This is a genomic window from Mucilaginibacter gilvus, from assembly GCF_004054195.1.
Classification (GTDB): Bacteria; Bacteroidota; Bacteroidia; order Sphingobacteriales; family Sphingobacteriaceae; genus Mucilaginibacter; species Mucilaginibacter gilvus.
This window is the reverse complement of record NZ_SBIW01000012.1, coordinates 86,569-110,778: the sequence shown is the minus strand read 5'-3', so window position 1 is coordinate 110,778 and position 24,210 is coordinate 86,569. Positions and strand designations below refer to the sequence as shown.

The following is a 24,210-nucleotide window of genomic DNA, read 5'->3' as shown; positions in this document are numbered from 1 at the left end:
GTTTATATGATGTTTACAACGCAGAGACAGACCAATAATTAAACAAATTAGTCATACAAGTAAGAGCAATTTTATGTTAACCCTCGTCAACATTCAACTTGTTGATTATTAGTATTTTATAAAATACAATTTTGAATTATGTTAAGTTATGTTAACCCTGATTGTCAGCTTTTTTGAGCGAAGACCTTTCGGGTAGATAACCCGTAACATCCCGGAGCGAGCCTGCAAATCTTCTTAAAACCCAAAGAGCCTTAAGTTTATCACTTGGGGCTCTTTGTATTAAACCCGGTAGGTTTTACTTCTCTATTTCGACTTTCCGCTTTTCCAATCAAGCTATGCTTATACCCATAAAGCACGTAGATCACCAACCCTATTAACAGCCAGGCGAGGAACCTGATCCAGCTTTGGTAGGTGAGTTCGGTCATGAGGTAAAAGCAACTCAGGAGACCTAAAACAGGTATCAGCGATAGATTGCGTACAACAGCGGCTACCGTCAGCGCGGCGGACAATATAATAAACAGGAAGAAAGGGAATTTTTCGTGTATGTTTTCCCCGGCCAGAATATTCAGAAATGGTTTCCAAAACAGGTAAATCATCCCTATAAAAATAAACGGAACCACAAATTTCGCGTTAACATACGGCAGGTGAAACTTACCTTTTACGGCTGCTTCTCTCGGCATTAACAATACGCCACCGCAAACCAATACAAAGGCGAATAAAGTACCAATACTCGTAAGATCGGTTACTTCGGTAAGGTTTAAAAACAATGCGGGTATCGCCACCACAAAACCTGTTACAATAGTTGCAAATGATGGGGTATGGAATTTAGGGTGAATGCGGGAGAATGCCTTAGGCAGCAGGCCGTCGCGGCTCATACTCATCCAGATGCGCGGTTGCCCTAACTGAAAGATCAGCAATACGCTGGCGGTTGCAATAACCGCGCTGATAGATATCACGTAACTGATATTTTTCAACCCCACTTTAGCGAATACGAACGCCAGCGGGTCGCCCACCTGCAGGTCTTTATAGTTCACCATACCGGTTAATACCAGTGATATGAGGATGTATAACACGGTACAGATCAGCAACGAATAGATCATCCCACGCGGTAGATCTTTCTGCGGGTTTTTGCATTCTTCTGCTGTGGTTGAGATGGCATCAAAACCGATGTAAGCAAAGAACACACCCGATACGCCTTTCATCACACCCTTAAAACCGTTAGGCATAAAAGGGTGCCAGTTGGCAGGCGTTACGTAAAAGAATCCTATCGCGATAACCGCTATCACAATTACTACCTTTAAAATCACCATAGCGTTGGTGGCTTTTTTTGTTTCGCGAATGCCGATATAAACAAGGTAAGTGATGATAAACACAATACCTAAAGCCGGTAAATTAGCGATCAGTTTTATATTGCCTAAACCCGGTGCATTAGCCCAGGCAACGGCCGCGCTCTTCATGTTATCGGTTATCTCGCCGAGCTTGCCGGCCGCTGTAAGTTCCTGGATCTTCTCCTGTGCGCGGAATGCCGAAAAGTAGTCCATGGTGAGGTACTCGGGCATGTGGATATGGAAACCCTCCAGCAGGTTTACAAAGTAGGTGCTCCAGGATATGGCTACCGCGATGTTGCCTATGGCGTATTCCATCAACAGGTCCCAGCCTATGATCCACGCGATGAGTTCGCCAAACGACGCGTATGCATAAGTATAAGCACTACCCGCAACGGGGATGCGCGAAGCAAATTCGGCATAGCATAAAGCAGAAAAACCGCAGGTTACTGCGGTTATAATAAATAATATAGATACCCCGGGGCCACCATAAAACGAAGCTTCGCCGATAGTGGAGAAGATGCCCGCGCCTACAACCGCGGCTATCCCCATCAGGGTAAGGTCTTTTACATTAAGTTCTTTTTGGAGTTGGGAAGCGCTGCCGGGGTGTTCGGCATCGCTGAAACCACATTCAACGTCGGCTAATATTTTGGCTACAGATTTTTTTCGGAATATGCTTTTAGACATATATTTTGATCAGTTTTAGTTCTTCAAACCAAACATAACCATTTTTTTGCATTGAAAAACTATATGCGTTACTTTGTGCGCAATGAAAACAGGCTTTAAGGATGTTTTATACCGGGTAAGATATTTTTTTGTACCCTACCTCGTTGTATTGTGCGCCTGTTTAATTATTAAGCTGCTTTACACACGCCAGGAAATATACTTTGCCGTAAATGGGGTTTATAACAGCGCAGGCGATTTCCTTGCCCCCTACGTTACCGATATCGGCGATGGGCTCACCATTATAATCCTCTCGCTTATACTGGCCCTTTACAGTTACCGCAACGCCTTTTTACTCTTCACCAGTTTTTTAACAACCGCGTTAGTGGCACAAATACTTAAGTACAGCATTAACAGTCCAAGGCCCCGCGCTTATTTCGACAGCGAGGTAACACGCCTGCGTTTTGTAGAAGGTGTGCATGTAGTGGCCGGCATCCAGAGCTTTCCGTCGGGACATACGGTGACCGCTTTTTCTGCGGGGATAGCGCTTACCTATTTGATTAAAAACAAATTGTGGGGAACTGCTTTGCTACTGTTAGCCATGCTGGTGGGTTACTCGCGCATGTATCTGAGTCAGCATTTTTTTGAGGACGTTACCGCAGGCTCGGCCATAGGCGTAGTGATCACCATAATATGGCTTGCTTTTATGGATAGCAAGCAATTTTTAAGATCCCCCCGTTGGAACGGGGGGATTATTAAACAGAAAAGGAATTAGCGTTCTAACTGCTCCCTTAATTTTTTATTGCGGCGGGTAATGTAGAATACAATAATGCCAATAAGCAAAAGGCCGATCACCACCCCGGTTATTAAACGCGGCGAAATCCCCTTCGCGTTAGACAAGTATTGATCAGTACGTTTCAGCTCCGGCGATATCACGATGGAACCCGAAAACTTCTTGTACTCGTCTTTGATGAGTTCGGCACGGTTCTGCTGGTAGTAATACTCAAAGGTGTAGGTCACATCCTGTGTGTATATCACTATAAAATTACGGAACTGCACACCGGCACCCTGGTCTGTAGACAGAGTAAAGGTTTTTGCCTTCAGGTGCCCCATAGTAGTATCGCGCACGTTTAATGCATCCGAACCTTCTGCCTGGCCTTTGATGCCTTTGATATAATCTTTCAGCACTTTGTTGAGGTCACGTTCCTTTTTTAAAGGGGTGTTGTTTTCGGCATTTGGCTGCCTGATAACTACCATGTAACCCAAATTTGTATTGCCCGAATATATTTGTTGCCCGAGGGTATCCTTCTTAGTAAATGTTTCCGGTAATGAAACCGCGACAAGGCTATCTATCTTAACAGGCTTTAATGGGGCCTGCGCAAAGCCTGCAGCCGATAAAATCAGGAGGCTAAAACTTATCAATATCTTTTTCATAGTTGTTCTAACCTGAAAAACACAGATAAGTTTTAGAACAGTTGTATTTATGAGATAAGTATTATAATATTTAAGGAGATTATTAACTAATTCAGACGGCTGCGGGTAAGGGTTCATATTTCCAAATTCACGTATTTAGTTGCACCCGGTTCGATAAGATCATTATATTATCTCCCCGTAAAATGAAGTTGAAAAATCATTTCCTCGATATCCTTAATAACCTTGCCCTGTTGTATTGCTGCAATAAGATGGGATAGATATTGTAGACGATATTGGCCGATAAAACTATAATGGCGAGAGTAAATTGCGAACCCAAAAGAGCGTATGCAGCAGTAAGCACGAAAAATATAAAGCAGATGAGGTGGAAGCGCTCGTACATTATAATAGTGTTTTGGTACTGCAGTGCTGTGGTCTTACTTTTTATCACTTTATAATCGGGATCGCCTTTGCGAATGTAGCGGCTTGCGTATTGCCCGTTCTGCACAAACTTGCGGACGAGTTTTACGCCCAGTCGCTCGTAAAACTTAGGGTTGCTGCTCAGCTGGATTAAACTTGCCGGAAATATCTGACTTAAAACGCTCAGCATCAGGAAAACACAAAACCATAATACAGAGTAATGGTTTGCCCAAACGGTAATAACCGGCGTAAAGCAAAGTATCGTCCAAAAGAAGTTTACGGCCTGGTTCATTTAAGTGTGAAGATACGAAAAGTGTTATTAACGACGGTGGGTAATATCCCGCAGACGGCGGTGAGGACACCCGCAGAGGGGCCGGAAATAAGCGCCATTGCGAGGCACGAAGCAATGACGCGTGGGATATGGTTTCCTGTCATCCGGAGCCTGTCGAAGCATTGGCAGATATGCACCGCGGTTAGGCCTTCGACAGGCTCAGGTTGACAAACAACCTATATCTTATCCATCTCCGCCTTTACAAACTCGGCAAGCTCTTTTACATAACCTGCGCTGAAATCGAATTTGATGCCGGCGGTTTCGTAGATCTCGGTAATGGTTTTGGTGTAACCCAGTTTCAGGGCATCCAAATATTGCTGAAGTCCTTTCTCAGGGTTTTCTTTATAGTTTTTCCAAACGGCAATAGCGCCTAACTGTGCCATACCGTATTCGATGTAGTAGAAAGGCACTTCAAAAATGTGCAGTTGTTTTTGCCACAGGTTTTGCTCGGCTTCGGGGTTAACGCTCCAATCTACAAAGCCGGCGCCAAATGGCTCGTAGATCTTTAACCAGGCATCGGTGCGCTCGGCATCTGTATGGTCGGGATTGGTGTAGATCCAATGCTGAAACTGATCTACCACGGCTACCCAAGGCAGGGTTTTCAATACATCAAAAAGCTGATCGCGCTTGGCGCGTTTAAGGTCTTCCTCATTATCAAAATACACATTCCAGTTATCCATAGAGATCAACTCCATCGACATGGACGCCAGCTCGGCAACCTCGCTTGGGCAATGTTTAAAATCGTTAAGTTCCAGGTCGGCAGTAAGGAAGGTATGCGCCGCGTGGCCGCCTTCGTGTACCATAGTGGTTAAGTCACGGAAGGTATTAGCCGAGTTCATGAAGATGAAAGGAGCTCCGGTTTCCGATAGCGGGTAGTTATAACCACCCGGTGCCTTGCCCTTACGGCTTTCTACATCAAACAGGTTATTATCCTTCATGATCTCCAAACGCTCGCCCAGGTAGCTATTGATGTTGGTAAAACACTGGATTGATTTTTCTACCAGCTCGGCACCGCTGTTAAATGGTTTAAGTGCGGGTTTGCCCGATACATCAACATCCATATCCCATGGCTTAAGCGAATCCACGCCTAAGGCCTCTTTACGTTTCTCAGCCTGCTCGCGCAGGATGGGTACAATTTCGGTTTCGATAGCGGCGTGGAATGCGTAACAATCCTGCGGGGTGTAATCAAAACGGCCAAGGGCCTGGAACATATAATCGCGGAAATTCTCGAAACCTGCATTCAGGGCCACCTTATGGCGCAGTACACGCAGGTGATCGAACAAGGTATCCAGCACGGTTTTTTCCTGCAGGCGGCGGGCGGTTATTTTCTCCCAAACTTCCTGTCGCTTGGCGCGATCGGTACCTTTTAAAAATACCGAGGCCTGCTCCAAAGTATACTCCTTTTCGTCAATATGTACCGACATAGCGCCGGTTATCGACTGGTATTTCTGTTGCTCTACCTGGATCTCGGTTTGCAGCGGGATGTTCTCCTCGCGGAAAAGCTCCAGCGATTTTTTTACAGCGCGCAGCATAATGTAGAATTTCTCTTCACTCAGTTCGCCAACGTAATCGCTGTTAACCAGCTTTTTGTTCAACTCGTTGTTGTATGGCGCGGTTTTAGGCTCTATCTCGGTAGCGAAATACTGGAAAATTTCCAGCAAATCGGGGTTCATGGTATCGCAGGTCATGCGGATGTAGCGCCATGCGAAATCCTCTTCCAAAGCGGCTTGCAGCTCACTGCTATCTTTCAGCCATTGCTCTAATTCTTCAACAGAATTGATAGGTCGGTTGGTGAGTTCCTGGTAAATCGGTTCCAGCGTTTCCCATTTAATCTCGAGATCGGCGGGGATATAATGTCTTGTTTTTTTATGAATCATGGTTTAATGATGTGCAGATATGCGGATGTGCAAATATGCAGATTAGTAGGGAAAGTCCGCAAGACGGAAAGACAGAAAAGTCCGCAGAAAAAATCTTACGGACTTTCGAACTGCGGACTTGCCGACTTCTTAAACCGACTTATACAACGTCTCCGACATCTTTTTTATCCCTTCGGCATACGATGTTGGCTTAAAATTAAACCGTTTCTCAAACTTGCTCGAGTCGAAGATATAATCATGGTCGTACTGGTAATACATCTCTACCGTACCGGCAACTACCTTCATAAATTTCCCTATCACCCACAGCATCCATTTCTTCAGACTGAAGTAGCTCGGCTTGGTTTTGTAAATAGCGGCCGCCATTTCTATATACTGCTTTCCGGTGAGCGCGGGTGTTGTCGGCAAGTGCCATACCTGGTTATCGGTATCGGGGTTTTGCCCTAACAAAAACATCGCTTTGCCGGCGTCTTCAATATAAATAAAACTGTGTTTGGTATTGGCATCTCCTATCCATTGGGCCATTTCTTTTTTGGCGTATTTGGCAAGCACCATCATATCGAAAAAGCTGTTAGTGCTGTCGGTACCATAAAAATCGGGGGCACGGGCAATGCTGGCTTTAAGGTTGCCGGCTTTTACCTCATTCATAAGCACATTGGCAACACCTACGCGCACCTTGCCTTTTTCGCTGTTTGGGTTGTAGGGAGTATCTTCTGTCATTGGCCCATCCACAAGGCCATAGCTATAAACGTTATCGAAAAATATCAGCCTGGCATTATTCTCTTTAGCAACCGCTACCACGTTTTTAATGATGATGGGCCATTGTACTTTCCATACCTCGGCATCGTATACAATGCCGGCGCATAAATAAATGATTGTTGAGCCTTTGGAGGCTTCGCTTAGTTCCGTTAAAGTTAAAAGATCGGCTTTTTTCCAGGTAGTGTTTTTGCCTGCTATTATCTCACGCCTGCTCACCAGGCGAATAGTATCGTTATTGCTTTCTAACTGGCGGGTTAGCGCATTGGCTACCGGGCCGCCTGCTCCTAATATGGTGTGTATCATTTTTGTTGTTTTTAAGTATGATACAAATGTAGGGCAAGCCTGAAAGCCAAAACGTTAACAAAAGATAAGAAAACGTTTATTTCGGATTTCAGATTTTCAATTTCGGATTTTTCTTTTTGTATCGTAAACTAACAGCACGACTAATCCTTATGATGTGTAGCTATTAAATTCTGTAAATCCTGATTCGAACGTTCTATTTACTTCTCCGTCAAGATCCTTTTCCTGATCCTGGATAACGATACCGGCGTTATCCCCAAAAAATTGGCAATGTAATGCTGGGGCATCCGCTGTAATACTTCGCGGCCGGTTTCCAGCAGTTTAAGGTAGCGTTCCTCGGGTGTTTGGGTGATGAAGGACGAAACCCTGTCTTCGTAGCAAATAAGGTAATGCTCGGCAATTAAGCGGCCAAAGCGTTCCATTCTGTAGGCCAGCATGGGGTTGTTCAGCATCAGCTCCATGTTTTTTTTGGTGATAACTATGATCTGGCTGGGTTCCAGGGCTTCAATGTAATTAAGCGCCGGTTCGCCGGTAAGAAAACTGGTGTAGCTACTTACGTAGTCATTCTCGAAACTGAAGTAGTTAGTAATATCCGCTCCATCTTTAATATGATAGTAACGTACCGATCCCTTCAGCACAAAACCCACATGGTTACAAACTTTACCTGCTTCGGCAAAAAGTTGTTTCTTTTTAAAATTATGTACGCTGATGTGCTGGATAAAAACGATCCACTCGGCCTCGTTAAAAACCACGTAGGGTTCCATACCTCTGCGCAAGGCGCCCAATTGTGCTGATGTTAGCGCATCCATACCCTATCCATCAAAAAGAACGCTGCAAATACCACACTGGCGATACCGTTGGTGGTCATGAAGGCGATGTTCACGCGGCTCAGGTCGTTTGGTTTAACCAGCAGGTGCTGGTAAATAAGCATGGCACAAAAGAAGGCTATACCGATGTAATAAAGCAGGCCCACGTTGGTATAGAAAACAGGCATTACAATAAATGCCGCTGAGAACACATGCAGCAGGGTTGAAAGTCTTAAAGCGTTCACTTTACCCAGCCATGCCGGGATTGAGTGCAGCTTTTCGTTCCGGTCGAAATCTTCATCCTGCAAGGCGTAGATGATATCGAACCCGCTTACCCAGCATAATACTGATAGGGAAAAGAACACCGGTGTTAAGGCAAATGCCCCGGTAACAACCAGGTACGCCCCAATAGGTGCCAGCGACAAGCCAAGGCCCAAAACCATGTGGCAAAGTGCCGTGAAACGTTTGGTAGCGCTATATCCCAATACCACCAATAATGCAATTGGCGACAGGTAAAAGCAAAGCGGGTTGATGAACCAGGTAGTCAAGATAAACAAGCCGCAATTTGTTAAAGTAAATGTTAACGCCGCCGCTGGACTAATGCGCCCTGCCGGGATATCGCGTTGTTGGGTACGCGGATTTTTGGCGTCGATGTTCCTATCCAGATAGCGGTTAAATGCCATAGCCGAGTTGCGTGCGAACACCATGCAGAAAAGCATCATCACCAGTTTTTGCCATTCGAATTGATGGTTGGTGGTGGTAACTGCCAAAAAAAAGCCGATAAAGGCAAATGGCATGGCAAATATAGTGTGGGTAAAAGTTACGAGCGAAAGGTATTTTTTCATTGTTTGTTTTCTTTCTTAATTCCCCTCTCGAGAGGGGTTAGGGGTGTGTTCGCCACCCAGCTTAATAAATTATATGCCTATAATAGGCTTAGGAAGTGTATTAGCCTATTGTCAAGTTCACTAACACAGGGTCTACTGCCGCACCATTCTTTTTCGCCCACCCTCAAACGAAGAGCGGAGTTGTAGTAGAGATTAATAACCTCGCTTCCCCTCTTGAGAGAAGTCAGGGGTGTGTTTCGCCGCCAAAGCCACCCTTATATTCCAAGATATAAGTTTCAATTGTCCTCAAAACATTCCCCATATCTCTTCTAACCTCCATTTCGGTAAAACGCATTACCGTTAAATCGTATTCCGCCAGTTCCGCTTCCCTTAACACATCTAAATTATATCGTTCTTCGTTATTGTGGTAATGGCCATCTATTTCAATTATCAAATTTAATTCATAGCAATAAAAATCTACTATATAATTTAACAATGGCTTTTGGCGATGAAAGTCAAAGCCAAACATTTGTTTGCCATTTAACTCTTTCCAAAGCAACACCTCGCCGGGCGTGCTATCATTACGGAGTTTCCGGGCTAATAGTTTAAGGTTTGGGTTATATGGAATTATTTTACGCTTCATTAACAATGAATATTCTCAGTTGCTTGTCCGCTTCACTAACACACCCCTGACCCCTCTCAAGAGGGGAAGCGCGGTTCAATATTAACTATTTCATCGGTTTATAATACTCTTCATCAAACACCGGCGGGGTAAAATCGCGGTTGATGCCATCGATAAATTCCAGGATCTCGTCGCGGCCCATTAAGGTTTCTGATGAGGTTATAAAATACTGGGGCGCTTCTTCAAAGGTGGTAAGTATCGCTTTTCGGAATTTGGCGATGTTTTGGTCTGTTTTTATGCTGCTTTGCTTATCTGCTTTAGTAAAAACCAATACAAAGGGCAGGCCTTTTTCGCCCAGCCAGCTGCAAAATTCCAGGTCTATCTTTTGCGGCTCCAGGCGGCTATCTATTAGCACCATTACGCATTGCAGGCTTTCGCGTTTATCCAGGTAACTGCGGATAAATTTATTCCAATCCTCCTTTTTGCTCTTAGAGATTTTAGCGTAACCATAACCCGGCAAATCGACAATGTACCAAAGCTCGTTTACCATAAAATGGTTAATAAGCTGGGTTTTACCCGGCGTTTGCGATGTTTTTGCAAGCCCCTTTTTCTGCACCAGCATGTTTATAAGGGATGATTTCCCAACATTGGAGCGCCCTATAAACGCAAACTCTGGTTTAATGGGGATAGGCAACCTGGAGATCTGGGTATTGCTGCAAATAAAATCGGCCGATTTGATGATCATCCCGCAAAGGTAAGTTTATTTGTTGGAAGGTTGTAGGGGGTTGGAAGGGTTGGAAGGTTTGGAAAAGTAGGAAGAAGTTGGAATGCAGAAAGCCCCTCGTTACATCCTGCCGCTTGGGAAGTTTATGGTGGGGCTGTCATTCTTCTTTTTATTATCGCCCTTAACGGTTGATTTGGTAAACTTAAATTGCAGCGTCAGCAGAAAATACCGCCTGATGATCTGCGATTGGGTATCGGTAATAGAATTTTGATTGATGGAACGATAGGTATTAATGTTTTGGTTCAACAGGTCGTAGCAGGATAGTTTAATCTCACCCTTATCCTTTTTCAAGAACTGGCGGGCCAGACTGATGTTCAGCAGGTTGCTGCTTTTTTGAAAACCGGCCGGCACCAGCGGATTGTAGTTGTAAGTGTAGTTACCGTCGATATTGGTTTTAAAAGGCATGTTCACCCTAAAATGCGTATCGAAGGCATGGGTAATGTATTTCTGGCTCCCGTAGTTAACGCCGCTGTAGGTGGTATAAACATAGCTTAACCTATATTCCGGACTAAACTCCACAATGTCTTTATAATTAAAGGTAATGTGTTCGTTCAACGAGCCCCGGTACGAATCCTGGAAACCATCCATGCGGTTCAGAACAAAAAAATCGTGGCCTTTTGTAAGGTTGATGTTTGTTGAAGCATCAAACTGCACATCCCCATCCTTTTTAAATTGTTTATTAATGTAACCGCTGATGTTGATATTGTACCTGCCATTGCGGTTGATGGGTGTACTGGTCTCTACCGATTGGGCATCCAGCGTACGCTGCCTGAAAACGCTGTTTTCGTAAAATGCAACCGAAGCCCGGGCGTTCATACTGGTGCGGTTCTGAAAGTTGTATTTGGAATAGTTTATACTGAAAGAATTACTGCTGGTGGCCTTAAGCGCCGGGTTACCGGTAACAGAATATGATGGGCTAAAAACCACCGTGTAAGGTACAATATCGCCAATATTTGGTAAAAAGGTATACCGGGAATAATCTGCGGAAAACCCTTTCATATTTAAATTGATGGAAGGCATAAAGAATACGAAATGCTGATCCAGATCGGCAGCGCCACGGCCAAACATATTATTCACCTGCTGAAACTGCATGTTGAAATGCATCCGCAGGTTAATGTCTTTTGGCAGTTCAAAGCTCAACCCCGGGTTAATGGTTTGCATCCATTTATCGCGCGACAGATCATTGCTTTTTTCCAGCAGAAAACTATCGTACTCGCCGGTGGCGGGGTCGTAATCGTAAGTGGATATCTTATCGAGGTTGTGGCCATAAGCCCCCTGCGCGGTAAGGTCGGCTTTCACAATTTTAGATAAAGGGTAAGTGATCCCTGCCGACAAACTCACATCCGTACTGCGCGACCGGTTATCGCCAAGCTGCCTAAAGGCGTACGATGGCAGCGCCGCTACGTATGAAGTAAGGCTGGTATTATCGTAATTGGTATTGTTACGCGGGCTGATGCTGACGCTGTGGTCGATATTGAATGACGCACCTTTCTTTTTAAGCTGGCGGTTAAAGTTTAGCGCCTGCGAGAAGCTTACGGTAGTGCCTTTGCCATTGGTGTTGCCTGCCGAATTGTTGATAGGATCGGTAAAGTTGCTGTAGCTATTGCCGGCACTTTGGTTTGCGGATGTATTATTGCTGATGTTGATGTAAGGCGTGTATCTTAAACGCGTTTTAACATCGGGCTGCCAAACTACAGTGCTGCTAATGGCATGGCTGCTGTTATCGCCATTGCGCTTATTGGTTGAGTTGGTAAACACCGTTGTATCACCCAGGAATTGCTGCCTTTTGATGAGGCTTTTATACTCCGTGTTTTCGTTTTTATAGATATAGGCAAGGTTTACTTTCAATTTCTTGCCATAATCGGTATTGATGTTGATGCCCGCGTTGCTGGCTTTTTGTTTGCCGGTACCCCCGCCGCCAAAAGCGATGCCTGCCCGGGATATGGCTTCCCCGCCGCGGTTTAAACCACCGCTGCCGTACAGGTCGTTAAAATCGAACCCGGTATTGTTCAGATCATTTGATGAACCCAGGATGCTTATCTGCAAAGTATCCCTGAAGGTATTGATAAGCCCGCCCGCCTGGTAATGCCCGCTGGTTCCAGCACCCGCATAGCCTTTTCCAAAAATGCTTTTCTTGAAAGCCTTTTTAAATTTAAGGTTGATGATCTTATTCAGTTTAGCTTCGGGTATGAGGTGATCGGGGTCGTTCTCCCTATCGTCATACACCTGTATCTTGTCTATCATATCGGCATCAATGTTTTTGGTTGCCATGCGGGTGTCTGATGAGAAAAACTCCTTGCCATCCACCAGCACCTTGGTAACGTCTTTACCCATTACCGTGATGCCGCCATCGCTGCCTACTTCCAGTCCGGGCAGCTTTTTCAGCAGGTCCTCCACCACGGCGTTTGGCCTTACCTTAAAGGCTTCGGCATTAAATTCAATGGTATCTTTCTTGATCACAATGGGCAGGCGCTCGCCTTTTATCACCACCTCGTTCAGTTCCTTAATATTTAATTTAATGGTGCCCAGATCCAGCGCATCTGTTTTAAGGGTTACTATTTTCCGGTAAGGCTGATAAGCCACAAAAGATATAAATACTTTTATAGGGATCCCCTGCGGAATGTTATGCAGGGCGAATGCGCCGTTCTTATCAGTAATGGTATAAGAGAGCAGGTGGGAACTTGTGTCCCGATTATCTAAGATCGCAACGGTTGCAAATTCAATAGGCTTGGCACTTAACGAATCTACTACTTTGCCCTTAACGTTGGCTTTATTTTGCGCTCTGGACTGGATTGCGATAATGAAAAAGAGCGAAAAAAGCAGGTATCTATACATATAAAGGTATTAGGCGGATGTTTAATTGCCTAAAAATCTATAAAATGTTTTGGATTATGCTTACCCGTTAACATTCATTAACTATTATTAAAGAACGTTAACAATAAAGTTACATGACGAATACATTGTAATTTAAATGTTTAAACATTTAAATTACATACCCTCAACAAAACAAAACTTTCAAGCTTGTAACTTTACAACATTGCAACAACGAACATTACAACAACTATAACATGAGCGATTATAAAATACCCGCGCAAACCCGCATCGGGCACGTGCATTTAAAAGTGAGCGATCTGCAAAAATCACTGGCTTTTTACGGGGACCTGCTGGGCTTTGAGGTACAGATGATGTACGGCGACCAGGCAGCCTTTACCTCTGCCGGTGGTTACCACCACCATATTGGTTTAAACACCTGGCACAGCAAAGGTGCCTCTCCCGCGACGGAATATGCGCCGGGCCTTTACCACACTGCTATTTTATACCCCGAAAGGAAAGACCTTGCCGCTATACTACAACGACTGATAGATGCCAAATACCCAATCACCGGGGCATCGGACCATGGCGTATCAGAAGCGATTTACCTGGACGACCCCGATGGTAACGGCGTAGAGCTTTACTGGGACCGCCCGAAAGAGCAGTGGCCAATAAACGAAGCGGGCGAAATGACGATGTTTACCCGCAGCCTTAACCTGCCCGGTCTATTGGCCGAACTGAAATAACTATTCGTTCAGCATATATTTTTCGATGCCGGGCGCTGGCTGCCAGTCGCTTTTGGGTTCGTAATAATGCCATACCAGCGCAGATACTTTGCGGATAAGCACATAGGCTTCGTTATCCGTTACCCAGCGCTGGTCTTTATTATTTTTTGTAATGATGGAGAACACGTAATCGCCATGCGGGGCGCTAACCAGTACGGTTTCGGACCGGGACTCATCTACAGCGCCCTGCTTGGACAGGCATTGTACGTAGGGCGGAATTTGCGAAAGGGCGGTATTATCCCAATAAATGCGGTTCAGGGTGCGGCTCATGCGCTCGCTGGCTGCCGGGCTAACCACCTGCCCGTTGCGGATCATGGTGAACAGCTTACACATTTCGTAGGGTGTAGTAACGCCCCAGCCATATATTTTGCGCATGGCTTCACGACCGGGGGTGCGCGAGTTTACCCTCATATTTTTAAAACCGTTGCTATCCAGCCAGTTGTTAATGTGTGTACCGGTTACCAGTTTTTGCAGCCACAAGCTGGCCGTATTATCGCTCATGGTAATCATCAGCATAGCCACCTTGCTCAGCATAATGGTGTCTTTATCTTTAAACGAGCCGAGGATATCCTCACCCGCATACAAAAGCGAATCGCGGTATGCGAGTTTTTGGTTGTACTTTAATTCACCCTTCTCTATTTTATCCATTAATCCGCTCAGGATGCTTACTTTAATCATGCTGGCGGTAGGGAACAAAGTATCCTGGTTAATGGCTACGGTTTTGCCGGTTTTTAGATTCTGGACGTAAATGCCTGCTTGTCCGTTAAAGCCCTGCAGTGCAGTTTGCAATTGTGCGGTGAGCTTTTTATCGGTTTGGGCGAAGGAGTTAACAGTTAGCAACAGAAAGGCGGCGAGTAAAAGTTGTTTCATGGAGGGACTGGGTTTGATGGAAATAAAGTTAGCAAATTTTAATTACCACCACGTCTTTGCGAGGAACGAAGCAATCCTATACTTGCTATAACCGCTTTGCAATTACCACCTCTCCTATCGGGAGAATGCTTCGTTCCTCACAACAATGACGCAAATTTATTAGGTGCTCCCAATTCCCTATCTTTGCCCTCTCTATGAAATACCTGCGCTGGCTTTTGCTTCCGTTTTCGTTAATATACGGCTTGGTTGTGCTGCTGCGCAATTGGTTTTATGATGCGGGGTTGTTTAAAAGCCGCGAGTTTAATATGCCTGTGATCTGCGTTGGAAACCTCGAGGTGGGTGGCGCCGGTAAAAGCCCCATGACCGAATACCTCGTACGCCTGCTTAAAACAGATAACCAACTCGCCACTCTCAGCCGAGGCTATGGTAGAAAAACCAAAGGATTCCTGACTGCCACCACGGCGGCCACGGCTACCGAACTGGGCGACGAGCCCGCACAGTTCAAGCATAAATTCCCGGATATTACCGTGGCCGTTTGCGAGGATCGGGTGGCGGGTATAGAACAACTCAAAGCATCGCATGATCTGATCATCCTGGATGATGCCTACCAGCATCGCGCTGTAAAACCGGGCTTCAATATTTTGTTGTTCGATTATAATAAGCTGTTCCATCCGCGCTTTGTTTTACCAGCCGGCAACCTGCGCGAACCGTTCAGCGGCAAATGGCGGGCGGATATGATGGTAGTAACTAAGTGTCCACAAAACCTCTCCGAAGAAGAAAAAACAAACTGCTACCACCGGTTGAACCCGCAAAGCTGGCAGCCTTTATTTTTCACATCCATAAACTACTTGCCTTTGCAGGATATGCATCAGCAGCCCATCGGCTATAAGATAGATGCCGATACCACCGTGTTTTTGCTTACCGGCATAGCCAACCCGGCGCCATTGGCTGGCCATTTAAAAACGGTTACCAGCCGTATCATCCACCACAATTATCCCGACCATCACCAGTTTACCTTAAAAAATATCGCTAAACTTGCTGCGGAGTTTTCTGCCTGCAAATCACAAAAAAAAGTAATTATCACAACAGAAAAGGATGCGCAGCGTTTAGGGGTACATGAACTGCTTCCCGCTGTTTCGCGGCTGTTTGTTTTGGTGATGCCGATAGGTATTGAGTTTTTGGGAAACGCGCAGCAAAGCTTTAATGAATTAGTTATAAATTATGTTAGAAAGTATTCAGAATAGTACCAGTTACATTAAAAAACGCATTGGCGATTTTGTGCCCGAGTGCGGCATCATTTTAGGCACCGGCCTTGGCGGCCTGGTGAACGAGATAGAGGTTGAAAAACAGCTGATGTACAGCAACATCCCCGATTTCCCAATGTCGACCCTGGAGTTCCACTCCGGTAAACTGATATTTGGCACATTGGCAGGCAAAAAAGTGGTTGCCATGCAGGGCAGACTACACTATTACGAAGGCTACACCATGCAGCAGATCACCTTACCGGTTAGGGTGATGAAGATGCTGGGCATCCAAACGCTTTTTGTTTCCAACGCCAGCGGATCACTTAACCCGGCAATAAAAAAAGGCGACCTGATGGTAATTGAAGACCATATTAACCTGCAGCCTGCAAACCCGCTTATTGGCCGTAACGATTCGGATATGGGCCCGCGTTTCCCGGATATGAGCCAGCCCTACAGGCGCGACCTGATTGAAAAAGCTTTAAAAATAGCATCAGCAAATAACATCAGCTGCCATAAGGGTGTTTATGTTGCGGTAACCGGCCCTAACCTGGAAACCCGTGCCGAATACCGGTACCTGCGCATTATAGGCGGCGACGCGGTAGGCATGAGCACCGTACCCGAAGTTATTGTAGCCAATCACATGGGGATCCCTGTTTTTGCGATATCCGTTTTAACAGATGAAGGCTTCACCGACGAATTGCAGCCGGTTTCCCTGGAAGACATCCTGGCCATAGCCCACGAGGCAGAGCCTAAAATGACAAAAATACTTAAAGAACTTATTGCAGGGCTTTAATGGGGGCTAAGTTTAAATACATATTACTCGTATTGATCTGCGCATCCGTGCAGGCGGCTTTTGGGCAGGTGCCAACCACCTACCCTGGCCAGCAATCGCGCGAGCCTGTTTACACGCGCGATACCAGCAACAGGATAAAGAGCACTCGCCCCGGCGATTCGCAAAATATTGATTCCATCCGAGCCCGCGAAGAGCGCAAAAAAGACTCGGTTGTGTTCACTTCCAAATTTATTAAGGTAACCAGTGAGCGGTTATTAAGCGATAGCACGCAGCTTTTCCCGCTGGATACAGGTTTGGTGAATTTTGAGAATTATAGTCCGCTTAATCAGCCGCGCAACCCTAAAGTACATTTAGGCTACCTGGGCACCCCTCAGCGCGACCTCCTTTTTAACCCGCGTAAAACCATAGGCTTTGATGAAGGGATGCACGCCCTTGATGCCTACCTGGTAAACCCGCAGGATATGAATTATTTTAATGCCCGGGTACCCTACACGTTACTCTCGCTGTCAAATACACTCGGCAGCACCAAGGAGCAGTATTTTAAAACCCTGCACACCCAAAACGTTAAACCCAACTGGAACATTGGGTTCATCCTCAACTTTAATGGCTCACGCGGGTATTACAGCAGCAATAACGTATTAAAGCAAAACGTAAGCGGGTTTAATGCCGGCTTTTTCTCCTGGTACCACTCGGTTAACCAACGCTATAACATGTTGGCCAATATACTCTTTAACAACCTTAAAACACCCGAGACCGGTTCGCTGGTAGAGGATGATGTGTTTAATACGCTTACATTTAATAAGACCACACAGCCGGTTAAACTGCCCAGCAGCTACAGCGACTGGAAAAACACCGGCTTTTACATCAAGCAATTTTACTACATCGGGCATATTGACAGCCTTAAAAAAGGCACAGGAAGCACCAATGTTTTGCCCACTCAACGTGTTGCTTATACTTTTTACTACAACACGCGTAAATACAACTACCTGCAAAACGATCTGGATACCTACCGCGTGTTTCCCGATTATTATTTCAGTGCAGGCCGCTCGCGCGATTCCCTTAACGTTGTACACCTGCAAAACGATTTCTCCTACAGTTTTTACCTGAGGGGAAAATCATTAAAAATGGTGAAGAATGAACTGAAGCTTGATGTAGGGCTAACGCAGGATTTTTACAAATACAGTCAGTTTGTGAGCGATACCACCCTCAATGAATTTGGCCGTAAGGTGTTGAGACCGTCTAAGATGCAAAACTCAACTTTTCAAAACATTACGCTGAAGGCACGCCTTGGCTACCGCTTTAGCGACAGGATAAACCTGGATGGGGATATTAAGCAGATAGTACAGGGCCGCGATTTTGGCGACCTGCTATATGATGCAAAACTTACCCTCGCGGGTGGTAAAAAAGCCGGCAGGATTGTATTGGGCGCTTACCTCCAAAGTAGCTCGCCTGGGCTCATTTATACCGACTGGATAAGCAATCACTATATCTTCCATACCGATTTAAATAACCAGAAGATAACCAACCTATCGTTTAACTATGTTAACGACCTGCTAAAACTCGATCTGAAGGCCGAATACTTTTTAATAACCGATTACCTGTATTTTGCAGCATCCAATGGTGGGGTTGATGCTGCGCCACAGCAGTTTGGCAGCAGTATTAATATGCTTAAGCTAAGCGTGGGCAAAAACCTCACCTGGCATAAGTTCCACTTTGATAATTATGTGGTTTACCAAAAATCAGATAACTTAACTCTTTTGCGCACGCCCGAAGTTTACACCTACAGCAGCATCTACCACAATTCAACCCTGTTTGAGGTGCTTAAATCTGAATACGGAGTAAGCCTGCGTTACAATACCGCTTACACAGCGCCGTCCTACGCGGTTGGCCTGGGCCAGTTTTACAATGGTGCAAACGTAACCTTTACCTCCTACCCTATTGCCAGCGTTTTTTTTAAAGCCACGCTGCAGCGCACCAATATTTTCATCCAGTACGATTACGCCAACCAAGGTCTGTTCACTAAAGGTTATTATACCGTGAACCGCTACCCGCAACAGGATGCCGCTTTAAAATTCGGCGTGGCGTGGACGTTTTATAATTAAAAGCCCCCCAGCCCCCTGAAGGGGGAGCAGGATTTAGATACAAGAAATCAGGACAAAAAACAAGGCCCAACTAAGTGATTTAGTTGGGCCTCAAGCGTTTCAAAAAACTCCCCCTTCAGGGGGCTGGGGGCTCGCCTACGTTTTCTGCTTCTTCTTATTGGCTGCCGGGAATAGCACGTTATTCAGTATTAACCGGTAACCCGGCGAATTGGGGTGGAGCTTAAGGTCGGTGGGCGGATCACCAACGGCGTGCTGGTAATCTTCGGGGTCGTGCCCGCCGTAGAAGGTCCACTGGCCCTTGCCAAATTCGCCGTGGATGTAACGGGCCTCGTTCCCTGTTTTCATTTCGCCCATGATGGTAACACCGGGCTTTAAACGGTTTTTATTAAAAGCGGTAGTGAGACCCATAAAGCCCTTGATCACCTTATCGTGGTTTTGAGTGAGCATACTTGGTACCACATCCCACTTGGCCGAAAAATCGAACAGGGTGAAGAAATCACGCGTGCGTTCAACCTGCCGGGTTGGCGTTACATCAATATTACTGAACTGGTGCGACTCGGGGTTCATATCCAGCTGAAAATTCTGGAAAGCGAAGGTTTGAGTATAATCAAGCTTGTTTTGGGCTGCGGGGTCAACGGCATCGCCATCAAACATTGGGCCGCAGATATCGGTATTGGAGGATGCCAGAGCGATATCAAAGGTATCGGTACCGCTGCACATGGCAAACAGGAAGCCGCCGCCCGCGCAAAAATCGCGGATATGCTCGGCAACAGCCAATTTCATTTGCGATACCTTTTGAAAGCCCAGCTTTTTGGCCATCGCGTTCTGCGATTTCACATCATCATTATACCATTGCGCGTAACGGTACGCTGCATAGAACTTGCTGAACTGTCCGGTAAAATCCTCGTGGTGCAGATGCAGCCAGTCGTATTTAGGCAGGTCGCCTTTTATTACTTCTTCGTCGTACAATACCTCGTAGGGGATCTCGGCGTATTTTAAAACTAGGGTAACGGCATCATCCCAGGGCAGCTTACTTTTTGGCGAATACACGGCCATTTTAGGCGCTTTCTGCAGCTTTACCAGGTCCATGTTAACAGATGGGTCGCTTACTTCGGTGATGATCTGCGTGGCTGCGGCATCGGCAATTACCTGGTAGCTTACACCACGAATCTTACATTCATCCTCAATGTTCTTATCGTACTTCATCATAAAGCTGCCACCGCGGTAGTTTAGCAGCCAATCAACTTCCTGCTGGTTCTTTAATACCCAAAAAGCTATTCCGTACGATTTCAGGTGGTCTTTTTGCTCCTCATCCATTGGGATAAGAATGGAGGCCGCCGTTACTAAGAAAGGCAAAAGGAGAAATGTAAAAGCTAAAACGTATTTATAGAGTGGTTTGATCACTTTGATTTGCTTGATGATTACCAAATGTAACGATTAAACAATAAATGTATTACAACCATATAAATTGGTTAGTTCATTTTGCTTACTTTGGGATTACTAACGCCAAGACATGAATCGACCCAAATCCTTATTTAAAGCCGTATTTATCATTGCAGTTTTCTTTGGCTTTGTTGGCTCCACTAAGGCGCAGCAACAAGGCGATCCGCCTACTGTAAGGGAATTAGTTGTGGGCGCCTTCCAAATAACCCGGACTAATCTTATCTCACTAATTATTTCTTCTGATAGCTTAATGGTATTTAAAACAGAAAAAAAAGTAAACGGCTTGGATAATTATATCGGGGTGGATAATTATAAATCAACAGTGCAATTAATTGGCGACGACAAGGATCTCCAATCCGCGAGGTTTACTTTCGCTTTCACTACAGAACATGATGTAAATAAGCTTCAATATATGCGGATGTCGTATTTCGTGGTAAGCATTGCCGGGAAAAGTGGGTTAGATTGGTTTTACGGCCCTTCCGGTAAATTCTCCAAAAACCCAACGGAAGCTATAAATGAACACCAACAGTTGGATTATTTAAATGCCGATTTTAAATATGACCCAAAGGATAAAGCCATTTCTATCATCTTCACAAAGTTTAAATAGCGACTGCATTATTTAGTTTATTCTGCAATTATTTAATTCAAGTTATCAGAATTCAGACAACACTGCGCAAGGGATTGGCGCGGATACCGGCCCTGAGCCTAATGCCTTGTACTCGTATGAGCTGAAAGCCCGGCCCAAAGGGTGCGCCCCACAGAAAGAAAAATCAAAAGTTCGCACCCTTTACCTTTTACCTTAACTTCTCGTTTTAACCTTAATCTACCCCCTTTCACCTTTCACCTCAAATGATTAACTTTGCACCCTATTTAAAATAATTATGAGCAAAGCAATTATTAAAACCGAAAAAGGCGACATGACCGTTGAGTTTTTCGATAAAGATGCACCAAACACTGTAGCTAACTTTTTAAAGCTGGCTAAATCGGGCTTTTACGATAACGTTATTTTTCACCGCGTTATCCCTAACTTTATGGTTCAGGGTGGCGACCCAACCGGCACTGGTGCTGGTGGCGCAGGTTACAAAATTGACTGCGAGCTAACGGGCGAAAACCAGTACCACGATCGTGGTGTGTTATCAATGGCACACGCAGGCCGCAACACAGGTAGCTCACAATTTTTCATTTGCCACAGCCGTGCAAACACCGCGCATTTAGACCGCAACCACACCGTATTTGGTAAGGTTGTAGAAAACGTTGACGTAGTTGACGATATACGCCAGGGCGATAAAATTTTAGGTGTAGAAGTGTTAGAAGATTAAATAGTTTTGAGTGGTGAGTTTTGAGTGATAAGGGCTCAAAATTTATCACTCAAAACCCATAACTAAATAAAATGAATTTACAGGGAATAGTTGCGGTATCGGGCAAACCGGGTTTATGGAAAGCGCTTGCGCAAAACAAAACCGGCTATGTTTTAGAAAGCCTTGATGAGCAAAAAACCAAGCTGATAGCTAACTTAAGCACCGCTAAGCTGGCCGCTTTGAACGAGATCACCATCTTCGGACTGGAAGAGGATATTAAACTGGTTGACGTATTTGAACGCATGAAAGCCTCCGCCACTGTACCTGGTGTAAAGGATGATGGCAAAGCAATGCGCAACTTCTTCCGCGAAGTAGCGCCCGACCATGATGAGGAAAAAGTGTACGCAAGCGACATGAAGAAGATCATCAACTGGTTCCTGCTATTAAAGGATCTACCTTTGTTCAGCGAAGAGCTGCCAACTGCACCGGTAGCAGCTGAACCTGTTAAAGAAGAAGAAGTTGCGGAAGCAGTTGCAGTAGAAGAAGCCCCAAAAGCTAAAGCTAAAAAGCCTGCTGCTAAAAAAGCATAAGGAATTTTTTACTATTTAAAGAGGCTGTATCATATTGGTTTTGATACAGCCTCTTTTTTTTTTGCTGCGTGTAAGTCGCCAAAAAACAACCATAAAGTGTTCACGCCGCACATATGAACACCGTGAACATTTATAAATAACTCATAATCAAATTTTTACAAATTACGATATGGTGTCAATATCTTGTCACCAACAATGTGGCTGCTGTTAATTATCTTCGCCTACGCGTCTATCGCATCATAAACAATAACCTTTTCCCAAAGGTGGCTATGATCTTTAATGAATTGCTGGTGTATAGGATGGCTTTGGTAGGCGGCCTGGCTGGCGAGGTCTGCAAAGAGCATTACTTCTGATACGGCCCAGCTGTTATCTACCACATCGCGTTTTTCGGTGCTTGCTACCACGCCTACACGCAGTTCTTTTATCATGGGTATTTTAACCAGGCTTTTTACGCCGGCAACCAGCATATCGCGGTCTTCTTTAGAGCCCGGGTTCTTCAACCAAAATAAGGCATGGTGAAGGATAGGGTATTTAGGGTCTAATTCTGCTAACGGCGCAGCCGATGCTACCGCCGTACCGGCAACTACTGTTGCTGCGGTGGCTATAAATTTTCTTCTGTTGGTGCTCATGTGTTTTAATTAGCTTAGATTATTTTTATCAGCACTTGGGCTGCTTACATTCCTCGTCCTCAAACTCCGGCTCGAAAGTGCTGTGGCTGATAGATAGATGCTCCAGGCGATGGCGCAGGTCGTGCTTAATGTTATCGAAGTTTGTCATGTCCTCTGGCTTTACCACCAGGTGGGCGGTAAGGGCATTCTCGGTGGTGCTGAGGGCCCAAACGTGCATGTGGTGTACATCTACCACGCCTTCTGCTTTCTTCAGTTCGGCCTTAATTTTGGCAAGGTCCATTTCTTTGGGTACGCCGTCCATTTCCAGGCGCAGGCTATCTTTCATCAGGCTCCAGGTGCCGGTTAATATCACTATGGCAATAATAATGCTCACAGCACTATCTACCCAATACCAATGGCTAAAGTAGATGATAACGCCCGATATTACCACGCCAAGCGACACGATGGCATCCACTGCCATGTGGATGTAGGCACCTTTTACGTTCAGGTCGGTATCTTTATCTTTAACAAACAGCCAGGCGGTAAAACCATTAATGGCAATACCCGAAAAGGCCACCCAGGCAATAGTGGTACCGGTAACATTCTCCGGATGCAAAAAGCGCAGTACCGCCTCATAAACAATAAAACCAACTGCTACAAAAAGTATAACAGCATTAAAAAACGACACGATAATAGTGGAGCGCTTATAGCCGTAGGTGTATTTACTGTTCGATTTTGCCTTGCTCATTTTAAAAGCCAGCAGCGCCAGGGCAAGCGAGGCCACATCGCTCAGGTTATGCCCGGCATCTGTTAGCAGGGATAACGAACCGCTGATCAATCCGGCTATTACCTCTACAATCACAAAACCCGAGTTTAATACAATTCCCCAGATAAAGGCGGTATTCAACTGATCCAGCTTGGGGGCGTGGTCGTGATGATGATGGCCAGAGTGGTCGTGACTGTGCATGGTGTAAAGGTATTTAATTGATTTGAAAATTAGGGAATTTGAAGATTTGAAAATGGCTGAGTTCAATTTTCAAATCTTCAAATTCACTCATCTTCAAATCAAGCTATTGGTGATGATACGGCTCTCCTTTAATAATGGTAAATGCCCGGTACAGCTGCTCCACAAAAAACAGGCGGACCATTTGGTGAGAGAACGTCATGCGGCTGAGAGATATTTTATCATTGGCGCGCTGGTAAACAGATTGGTCGAACCCGTAGGGGCCGCCCACTATAAACACCAGGCTGGCTACCGAACCGATGGCGCGCTTATTTAAATAGCTGGCAAACTGCACGGAGGTGAATTCCTGCCCGGCCTCATCCAGCAAAATAAGGTGATCCTGCGGGGTAACTTTTTTAAGGATGAGCTCAGCTTCCTTTGTTTTCTGCTGATCTTCGGTAAGGGCCTTGGTATTTTTTAGCTCGGGGATCTCGGCCAGTTCCAGTTTGGTATAGTGCTTTAGCCGTTTCACATACTTTTCTATGCCCTCTTTTAAATAAGCATCTTCGGTTTTGCCAACGGTTATAAAAGTGATCTTCATTAGA

23 protein-coding genes are annotated in these 24,210 nt (G+C 45.3%); 8 read left to right on the top strand and 15 right to left on the bottom strand.

The window, feature by feature from the left end:
* Positions 1–260 precede the first annotated feature (260 nt).
* Entirely contained in the window at positions 261–2,012 is a 1,752-nt protein-coding gene (locus EPL05_RS20280) for an amino acid permease (protein WP_128535826.1), read from the bottom strand.
* Between the two features lie 82 nt (positions 2,013–2,094).
* On the opposite strand from EPL05_RS20280, the gene EPL05_RS20275 reads away from it, so the two are divergent.
* Entirely contained in the window at positions 2,095–2,763 is a 669-nt protein-coding gene (locus tag EPL05_RS20275) for a phosphatase PAP2 family protein (RefSeq protein ID WP_128535825.1), read from the top strand.
* On the opposite strand, the gene EPL05_RS20270 is transcribed toward EPL05_RS20275, so the two are convergent.
* From EPL05_RS20270 to EPL05_RS20230, 9 genes are all read right to left on the bottom strand, one after another.
* A complete protein-coding gene (locus tag EPL05_RS20270) occupies positions 2,760–3,422 on the bottom strand; it encodes a hypothetical protein (RefSeq protein ID WP_128535824.1) in 663 nt (220 codons plus the stop codon). The two genes, EPL05_RS20275 and EPL05_RS20270, sit on opposite strands and share 4 nt — an antisense overlap.
* A 196-nt stretch (positions 3,423–3,618) precedes the next feature.
* Positions 3,619–4,110, bottom strand: a complete 492-nt coding sequence (locus tag EPL05_RS20265; RefSeq protein WP_128535823.1) for a glycosyl-4,4'-diaponeurosporenoate acyltransferase CrtO family protein — start codon at positions 4,108–4,110, stop codon at positions 3,619–3,621.
* A 215-nt stretch (positions 4,111–4,325) separates the two neighbouring features.
* Complete coding sequence (locus EPL05_RS20260; protein ID WP_128535822.1) at positions 4,326–6,026, bottom strand: M3 family oligoendopeptidase; 1,701 nt, start codon at positions 6,024–6,026, stop codon at positions 4,326–4,328.
* A gap of 129 nt (positions 6,027–6,155) precedes the next feature.
* Entirely contained in the window at positions 6,156–7,085 is a 930-nt protein-coding gene (locus EPL05_RS20255; protein WP_128535821.1) for an NAD-dependent epimerase/dehydratase family protein, read from the bottom strand.
* A 197-nt stretch (positions 7,086–7,282) separates the two neighbouring features.
* On the bottom strand, positions 7,283–7,891 hold the full coding sequence (locus tag EPL05_RS20250; protein ID WP_128535820.1) for a Crp/Fnr family transcriptional regulator: 609 nt from the start codon (positions 7,889–7,891) through the stop codon (positions 7,283–7,285).
* Positions 7,879–8,733, bottom strand: coding sequence for a UbiA-like polyprenyltransferase (locus EPL05_RS20245; protein ID WP_128535819.1), 855 nt, complete (start codon positions 8,731–8,733; stop codon positions 7,879–7,881). Before EPL05_RS20245 ends, EPL05_RS20250 begins: the two co-directional genes overlap by 13 nt.
* Positions 8,734–8,956: 223 nt before the next feature.
* Entirely contained in the window at positions 8,957–9,355 is a 399-nt protein-coding gene (locus EPL05_RS20240) for an endonuclease domain-containing protein (RefSeq protein WP_128535818.1), read from the bottom strand.
* An 85-nt stretch (positions 9,356–9,440) separates the two neighbouring features.
* Positions 9,441–10,079, bottom strand: a complete 639-nt coding sequence (yihA, locus tag EPL05_RS20235; RefSeq protein ID WP_128535817.1) for a ribosome biogenesis GTP-binding protein YihA/YsxC — start codon at positions 10,077–10,079, stop codon at positions 9,441–9,443.
* A gap of 99 nt (positions 10,080–10,178) precedes the next feature.
* On the bottom strand, positions 10,179–12,953 hold the full coding sequence (locus EPL05_RS20230; protein WP_128535816.1) for a TonB-dependent receptor: 2,775 nt from the start codon (positions 12,951–12,953) through the stop codon (positions 10,179–10,181).
* 233 nt (positions 12,954–13,186) lie between these two features.
* Between EPL05_RS20230 and EPL05_RS20225 the strand changes: the two genes are divergently transcribed.
* Positions 13,187–13,675, top strand: coding sequence for a VOC family protein (locus EPL05_RS20225; protein ID WP_128535815.1), 489 nt, complete (start codon positions 13,187–13,189; stop codon positions 13,673–13,675).
* On the opposite strand, the gene EPL05_RS20220 is transcribed toward EPL05_RS20225, so the two are convergent.
* Complete coding sequence (locus tag EPL05_RS20220; protein WP_128535814.1) at positions 13,676–14,584, bottom strand: serine hydrolase; 909 nt, start codon at positions 14,582–14,584, stop codon at positions 13,676–13,678.
* Between the two features lie 194 nt (positions 14,585–14,778).
* Here EPL05_RS20220 and lpxK point away from each other — a divergent pair, with 194 nt between their 5' ends.
* Genes lpxK through EPL05_RS20205 form a run of 3 tightly spaced genes read left to right on the top strand, consistent with a single transcriptional unit; the run spans position 14,779 to position 18,723 of the window.
* Positions 14,779–15,828: a tetraacyldisaccharide 4'-kinase gene (lpxK, locus tag EPL05_RS20215; protein WP_128535813.1), complete on the top strand. Its 1,050-nt coding sequence runs from the start codon at positions 14,779–14,781 to the stop codon at positions 15,826–15,828.
* Positions 15,806–16,621 carry a purine-nucleoside phosphorylase gene (locus tag EPL05_RS20210; protein ID WP_128535812.1) on the top strand — a complete coding sequence of 272 codons (816 nt, stop codon included), beginning with the start codon at positions 15,806–15,808 and terminating at the stop codon, positions 16,619–16,621. Before lpxK ends, EPL05_RS20210 begins: the two co-directional genes overlap by 23 nt.
* Entirely contained in the window at positions 16,621–18,723 is a 2,103-nt protein-coding gene (locus EPL05_RS20205) for a putative porin (RefSeq protein ID WP_128535811.1), read from the top strand. Before EPL05_RS20210 ends, EPL05_RS20205 begins: the two co-directional genes overlap by 1 nt.
* 135 nt (positions 18,724–18,858) lie before the next feature.
* On the opposite strand, the gene EPL05_RS20200 is transcribed toward EPL05_RS20205, so the two are convergent.
* Entirely contained in the window at positions 18,859–20,040 is a 1,182-nt protein-coding gene (locus tag EPL05_RS20200; RefSeq protein ID WP_166727781.1) for an asparagine synthetase B, read from the bottom strand.
* Between the two features lie 196 nt (positions 20,041–20,236).
* Here EPL05_RS20200 and EPL05_RS20195 point away from each other — a divergent pair, with 196 nt between their 5' ends.
* The 3 genes from EPL05_RS20195 (at position 20,237) to EPL05_RS20185 (ending at position 22,054) form a co-directional block, all read left to right on the top strand.
* Positions 20,237–20,773 carry a hypothetical protein gene (locus tag EPL05_RS20195; RefSeq protein ID WP_128535810.1) on the top strand — a complete coding sequence of 179 codons (537 nt, stop codon included), beginning with the start codon at positions 20,237–20,239 and terminating at the stop codon, positions 20,771–20,773.
* 274 nt (positions 20,774–21,047) lie between these two features.
* Positions 21,048–21,485: a peptidylprolyl isomerase gene (locus EPL05_RS20190; RefSeq protein ID WP_128535809.1), complete on the top strand. Its 438-nt coding sequence runs from the start codon at positions 21,048–21,050 to the stop codon at positions 21,483–21,485.
* A gap of 71 nt (positions 21,486–21,556) precedes the next feature.
* Positions 21,557–22,054 carry a DUF5606 family protein gene (locus EPL05_RS20185; protein WP_128535808.1) on the top strand — a complete coding sequence of 166 codons (498 nt, stop codon included), beginning with the start codon at positions 21,557–21,559 and terminating at the stop codon, positions 22,052–22,054.
* Positions 22,055–22,275: 221 nt separating this feature from the next.
* Here the strand turns inward: EPL05_RS20185 and EPL05_RS20180 are convergent, their stop codons facing one another.
* The 3 genes from EPL05_RS20180 to rlmH form a co-directional block, all read right to left on the bottom strand.
* Positions 22,276–22,683: a Dabb family protein gene (locus tag EPL05_RS20180; RefSeq protein WP_128535807.1), complete on the bottom strand. Its 408-nt coding sequence runs from the start codon at positions 22,681–22,683 to the stop codon at positions 22,276–22,278.
* 28 nt (positions 22,684–22,711) lie between these two features.
* Positions 22,712–23,629, bottom strand: coding sequence for a cation diffusion facilitator family transporter (locus EPL05_RS20175; RefSeq protein WP_128535806.1), 918 nt, complete (start codon positions 23,627–23,629; stop codon positions 22,712–22,714).
* A 103-nt stretch (positions 23,630–23,732) separates the two neighbouring features.
* A complete protein-coding gene (gene rlmH / locus EPL05_RS20170; protein ID WP_128535805.1) occupies positions 23,733–24,206 on the bottom strand; it encodes a 23S rRNA (pseudouridine(1915)-N(3))-methyltransferase RlmH in 474 nt (157 codons plus the stop codon).
* Positions 24,207–24,210 lie beyond the last annotated feature (4 nt).